Source organism: Streptomyces spongiae, assembly GCF_009377185.1.
GTDB classification, from domain to species: Bacteria; Actinomycetota; Actinomycetes; order Streptomycetales; family Streptomycetaceae; genus Streptomyces; species Streptomyces spongiae.
The window spans coordinates 1-4,696 of the sequence record NZ_VJZC01000701.1 but is presented as its reverse complement, the minus strand read 5'-3'; the positions used below and the strand labels follow the sequence as shown (position 1 = coordinate 4,696).

Here is a 4,696-nt window from a genome sequence, read left to right as displayed (position 1 = left end):
GGCCTGGTGGGTCCAGCGAGGCTGGCGGGGCCGGATCGGGTGGTTCCGCGGAGGCTGTCGGGGACGGAGATGGTGGGCCCACGGGAGCCGCCGGGCAGGGACTGGGTGCGGGCGCGGGCGCCGGTGGGCACAGCCCCGGCGGGGTCGCCGACATCACCGGGGCCGGACGTGGTGGGTCCATCGAGGCTGCTGGGTCCGCGCCTGGTGGTTCCGCGGAGGCTGTCGGGGACGGAGACGGTGGGCCCACGGGAGCCGCCCGGCACAGACACGGTGGGGCCGCGGGCTTCGCCGAGCACAGACCCGGCGGGGTTGCCGAGGACCACTCCGGCCCCGGTGCGGACCGCCCCGGACCGAGTGGGGGTGCGAGCTGAACAGCCCATCCTGGCCCGTCGTGCTGGCGGACGGCGACGTCGTCCTCCGGCCGATAAAGCTGCGCGACCAGCGGGCCTGGCGCGAGGTCAACCGGCGTAATCGGGACTGGCTGCGGCCCTGGGAGGCGACGATTCCGCCGCCCACGCCCGGCGGCCCGATGACGCACCGGCCGACCTACCGCCAGATGGTCCGCCACCTGCGCGCGGAGGCGAGCGCGGGCCGGATGCTGCCGTTCGTGATCGAGTACCAGGGCCGGCTCGTCGGCCAGCTGACGGTCGCCGGGATCACCTGGGGCTCGATGTGCTCCGGGCACGTCGGTTACTGGGTGGACGAGGCGGTCGCCGGACGTGGCGTGATGCCGACAGCCGTGGCCCTCGTGGTCGACCACTGCTTCCGCGGCGTCGGTCTGCACCGCATCGAAGTCTGTATTCGTCCCGAGAACGGGCCCAGCCGCCGGGTCGTGGAGAAACTCGGATTCCGCGAGGAAGGGCTTCGTCCACGTTATCTTCACATCGACGGGGCCTGGCGCGACCACCTCGTCTTCGCGCTCACCGCCGAAGAGGTGCCCGACGGCCTGCTGGCCCGCTGGCAGCGGGTACGCGCGCGGAACGCTCCGCAGAGCACGCCCCAGAACACGTCACAGAACACGTCCGGCACTTCCGGCGACACGCCGCGCAAATGAAATACGTGTTCGAAATTGATCGGTCACCGATCGTCTGAGCGCGTTAATTTCGCGCTCCCTGTGGCCTGCTGATCGCATCGGTCACAAAAAAAGCTCGAAATATCAGCCAGATCGTGCGACACACCGGCTCAATTGGCAGATGGCCTCATGCAAACCCCTCTACCGTGTGAGGCGTGAGCAGCAGCGGCCTCATCTACGCAGTCATCGTCGGGGCCTGGGCCGCCTACTTGGTGCCGATGTGGCTCCGTAGGCAGGACGAGCTGAACGAAGCCCGTCCGACGGAACGCTTCAGCACCGCCATCCGGCTGCTTTCCGGACGGGCGGGCATGGAGCGCCGGTACGCCAAGGACCTGCGGGCGCGCTCCACCGACGAGGAGGAGCACGCCGGTGACCCGGGCGTCGTCACCGACTCGGTGGACGTCCGGGCCTTCGCCATGCCTCCGCACCGGCCGCAGACCAGGACACACCTGCCGGCCGAACCGGGCGAACCCAAGGCGAAGGGCGGCACACCGCAGGGCAGCACACCGCAGGGTGGTGCGCCCCACGGCGGTGCCAGGTCCGGGGCGCCCGCGGGCGGCAGGCCGGTGCCGAAGCAGTCGCAGCCGGGCGGCAAGGCGCAGCCCTCGTCGTCGCGGCCCGCGGCGATGTCGGCTTCGGGTGCACGCGGACGGCGCGGAAGCTCGGCGGAGTCGGCCGCACGCGCCCAGCGCTCGAAGGTTCTCGCGCGCCGGCGGCGTACGACCGTCATGCTCTTTCTCGCCTTCACGCTCGGAGCGATCGTCGCAGCGGTCGGCGGGCTCGCCCTCCTCTGGGCGCCCGGCGTACCGGCGGTGATGCTGAGCGTGTACATCGCCTACCTGCGGGTCAAGGAGCGGCGGCGTTTCGCGTACAAGATGGACCGGCGCCGGGCCGAGGCGGCGGCCAAGCGGCTGCGTGAGCGGCAGCCCCGACGGCGCCCGACGCCCGACGCGGACACCGACGAGCCGGAGGACGGACCAGAGACCGGGACCGACCCCGGCCTCTCCGCGCTCGCGGCCGACCGCCGCGCCCTCGTCGAGCAGACCGACCACGCGGAGTGGGTCGACCAGCAGCGCGAGCGGCAGCGGCGCCCCGGCCAGGGAGACAGCTGGGACCCGGTCCCGGTGCCGCTCCCCACGTACGTGACCGCACCGGTCGCACCGCGGGCCACACCGAACGTGGACCTGGGGGCCCCGGACTCGTGGAGCTCGGCGCGGTCGAGTGCGGTGGGCACGGGTGCCGCCGCCGCGCGCGACCCGAAGGCCCAGGCGCCTTCGTCCGCCACGCAGTCCACAACGCACTCCTCTCCCGAGTCCTCGGCCTCGGCCTCGGCCTCGGCTTCGTCCGGAGAGGGCCCGGCGGGCACCGACTCCTCGGACCCCTCCGAGGACGGCCGCTCGGACGCCCGCCGAGCCGCGTCCGCGCGCCGGGCCCGGGAGCGGGGCCGGACCCCGCTGTTCGACCAGTACGAGGACGGCGACCGCCCGAAGGCGGCCAACGAGTAGGTCCGCCGGGTACCGGAGGGCCGGCGCCGTGCGCGCTGACGCCCCGGCAGGTCCGCCGTGGTTGACCAGCACCGGAACGGATTTCCAAGCAGCCGGATCGGGATGCTAGAGTTTCACTCGTTGCAAGGGCCTGTGGCGCAGTCCGGTAGCGCACCTCGTTCGCATCGAGGGGGCCAGGGGTTCAAATCCCCTCAGGTCCACGCACAGCTGTTCTTGAGTTCGCTCAGGAGCGGTTGACGAGATCCCGCCGATCATGATGATCGGTAGGGATCTTTGTCGTTTCCGGGGCCTGTCCGAGCCTGTTGGGGTGGTGGATGGCAGCGGTCCTCGGCGGCGAGGTTGGGGCGCTGCGGCGGGAGGTGGTCGCCCGGTGTCCATGGGGGCGAACAGGAGCGTCTTGGTGACCTGGCCTCGTGCCGGGCGGTCTTGAGGCCGCCAGAGACGTCCGCGGGTGGGGAACAACTCCGCGAACACCGTGGGCAGGATCGCCAAGGCCGGTGCGATGACGCTGTCCAGGCGGCGGTGCCGCGCTCACCTCAGCGTCAAGTGGACCAGGTCGATCTCCTCATCGCGAGCCTGGGCGAAGCACCGGCTCTTCCCTGTGATGGCGAAGCCGCACTTCTCCAGCACGCGGATGGAGCCGGCATTGTCAACGGCGGCGTCGGCGTGCAGCGGCCGGGCGGGCTCCAGCTTGATCAGTTCGGCAAGGGCCGCGGTGGCGATGCCCTGGCCCCAATGCGCTCGTCCGACGACGTACGTGACCTCACGCTCCGAGGGCGGCCCGAAGACAGCGGCGTGTCCTGCTACAGCGCCGTCGGCGAGGACGCTTCGCAAGATCACGGACGGGTCCGCGCGCACCTTTGCCCAGTGCCGGTCGAAGTGGCCACGGTCGTAGTGGTACTTCCTGGTCACAGCTGCCATCTGCTGCAACTCGGGGTCCGTCAACTGCTGCCAGAAGATCGGCAGGTCGCTGTCCTCAAGCTCGCGCAGGGATATGTCCATGGGCGCAGTCTCAGCCTCCGCAAGATCGGTACCGAGGTGACTGGCTCAGGCTAGGCCCAACTCACAGTTGCGGGACAACCTTTGGCGGTACCTGGGAGCCTCACCACAGAGGACGCAGCGGCGGGATCGTGTCGCCTGCCAATGTGCGGATGATGGCGGCGAGTTCGGCCCGGGGGAGGTTCAGGCCGGCCTCCTGGAGTCGCGTGGCCAGTTGTCCCTCCAGTTGGTGGAGGATGCGTCCGGCCACGGAGAGGTGTTCCCGCGCCTTGTCGGTCAGGACGACCAGTTTGCGGCGGCCTCCCTCGGGGTGCGGGTGGCGTTCGACGTAACCGCGCTTCTCCAGGTCGTCGATGATCTGGCCCGCGGCCTGTTTGGTGACGCCGAGTCGCTCGGCCAGTTCGCTGCTCGTCGCGCCGGTGTCGCGGAGGGCCTGGAAGACCAGGCCGTGCACCGGGCGCAGTTCGGCGTAGCCGGCGGCGTCCACGCGACTCACGAACTCGGAGAGAACGAGCTGGAAGGCCATCCCGAGCAGGAAGGTCAGCTCGGTGTTCTCGAGTGGGTCGTGGTCGCGGGGCTTCATCGCCTCATCTTGACACACGTGTGTAAAGCGTCTTTACTCGGCGACGGAAGGGTGAGTAAAGGTACTTTACTTAGGTGCTTGCTTACGGGTCTCGGAGCCTTGGAGGCTTTGTGTACGTGGTCAGTGAGAGTGAGCGGCGGACTACCAGGACTCCGGCCGGCGTGATGTCCGGGCTCGCGGGGCCCAGTCAGGGCAGTGCCGAGGTCAGTACCTGGCGGGTGGAGCTCGGTGCGGGCAAGTCCACGCCGGTGCACATCATCGACCGTGAGCAGGTGTGGATGCCCCTGTTGGGTGTGTTCGAGGTCGAGGTGGACGGCAGGGTCGAGCGCGTCGGGGCCGGTCAGGCGGTGATCCTGGCCGCCGGGGCGGTGCGGCAGCTCAGGGCGGTCGGGGGCGGACCCGCCGAGGCGCTGGTCGCCATGACGGTCGGAGGCAGGGCGATGATGCCGGGCAGTGAGGGCAAGATCTCCCTTCCGTGGGCGGAGTGACTCCATTCCCTGTAAGTCCGTGGCGGTAGAGCCACCCCTACCCCCGCCC

At 70.4% G+C, this 4,696-nt stretch carries 5 protein-coding genes and 1 tRNA gene; 4 read left to right on the top strand and 2 right to left on the bottom strand.

Translation table 11 applies throughout. The features are described 5' to 3' along the window. The first annotated feature begins 391 nt into the window (after positions 1-391). From FNH08_RS44930 to FNH08_RS44920, 3 genes are all read left to right on the top strand, one after another. Positions 392-1,054: a GNAT family N-acetyltransferase gene (locus tag FNH08_RS44930; protein WP_322726468.1), complete on the top strand. Its 663-nt coding sequence runs from the start codon at positions 392-394 to the stop codon at positions 1,052-1,054. A 173-nt stretch (positions 1,055-1,227) separates the two neighbouring features. Next, complete coding sequence (sepX, locus tag FNH08_RS44925; protein ID WP_322726467.1) at positions 1,228-2,577, top strand: divisome protein SepX/GlpR; 1,350 nt, start codon at positions 1,228-1,230, stop codon at positions 2,575-2,577. Between the two features lie 126 nt (positions 2,578-2,703). Continuing rightward, positions 2,704-2,777, top strand: a tRNA-Ala gene (locus tag FNH08_RS44920). 331 nt (positions 2,778-3,108) lie between these two features. Here FNH08_RS44920 and FNH08_RS44915 read toward each other — a convergent pair. Both FNH08_RS44915 and FNH08_RS44910 read right to left on the bottom strand, forming a co-directional pair. Beyond that, positions 3,109-3,579 carry a GNAT family N-acetyltransferase gene (locus FNH08_RS44915; protein ID WP_152777286.1) on the bottom strand — a complete coding sequence of 157 codons (471 nt, stop codon included), beginning with the start codon at positions 3,577-3,579 and terminating at the stop codon, positions 3,109-3,111. Positions 3,580-3,679: 100 nt separating this feature from the next. Further along, the gene (locus tag FNH08_RS44910) at positions 3,680-4,159 is read right to left on the bottom strand and encodes a MarR family winged helix-turn-helix transcriptional regulator (protein WP_152777285.1); all 480 of its coding nucleotides are present in this window, start codon (positions 4,157-4,159) and stop codon (positions 3,680-3,682) included. A 164-nt stretch (positions 4,160-4,323) separates the two neighbouring features. Between FNH08_RS44910 and FNH08_RS44905 the strand changes: the two genes are divergently transcribed. After that, positions 4,324-4,647 (top strand): cupin domain-containing protein, encoded by a 324-nt coding sequence (locus FNH08_RS44905; protein ID WP_152777283.1) that lies wholly within the window; start codon positions 4,324-4,326, stop codon positions 4,645-4,647. The last annotated feature ends 49 nt before the right edge of the window (positions 4,648-4,696 follow it).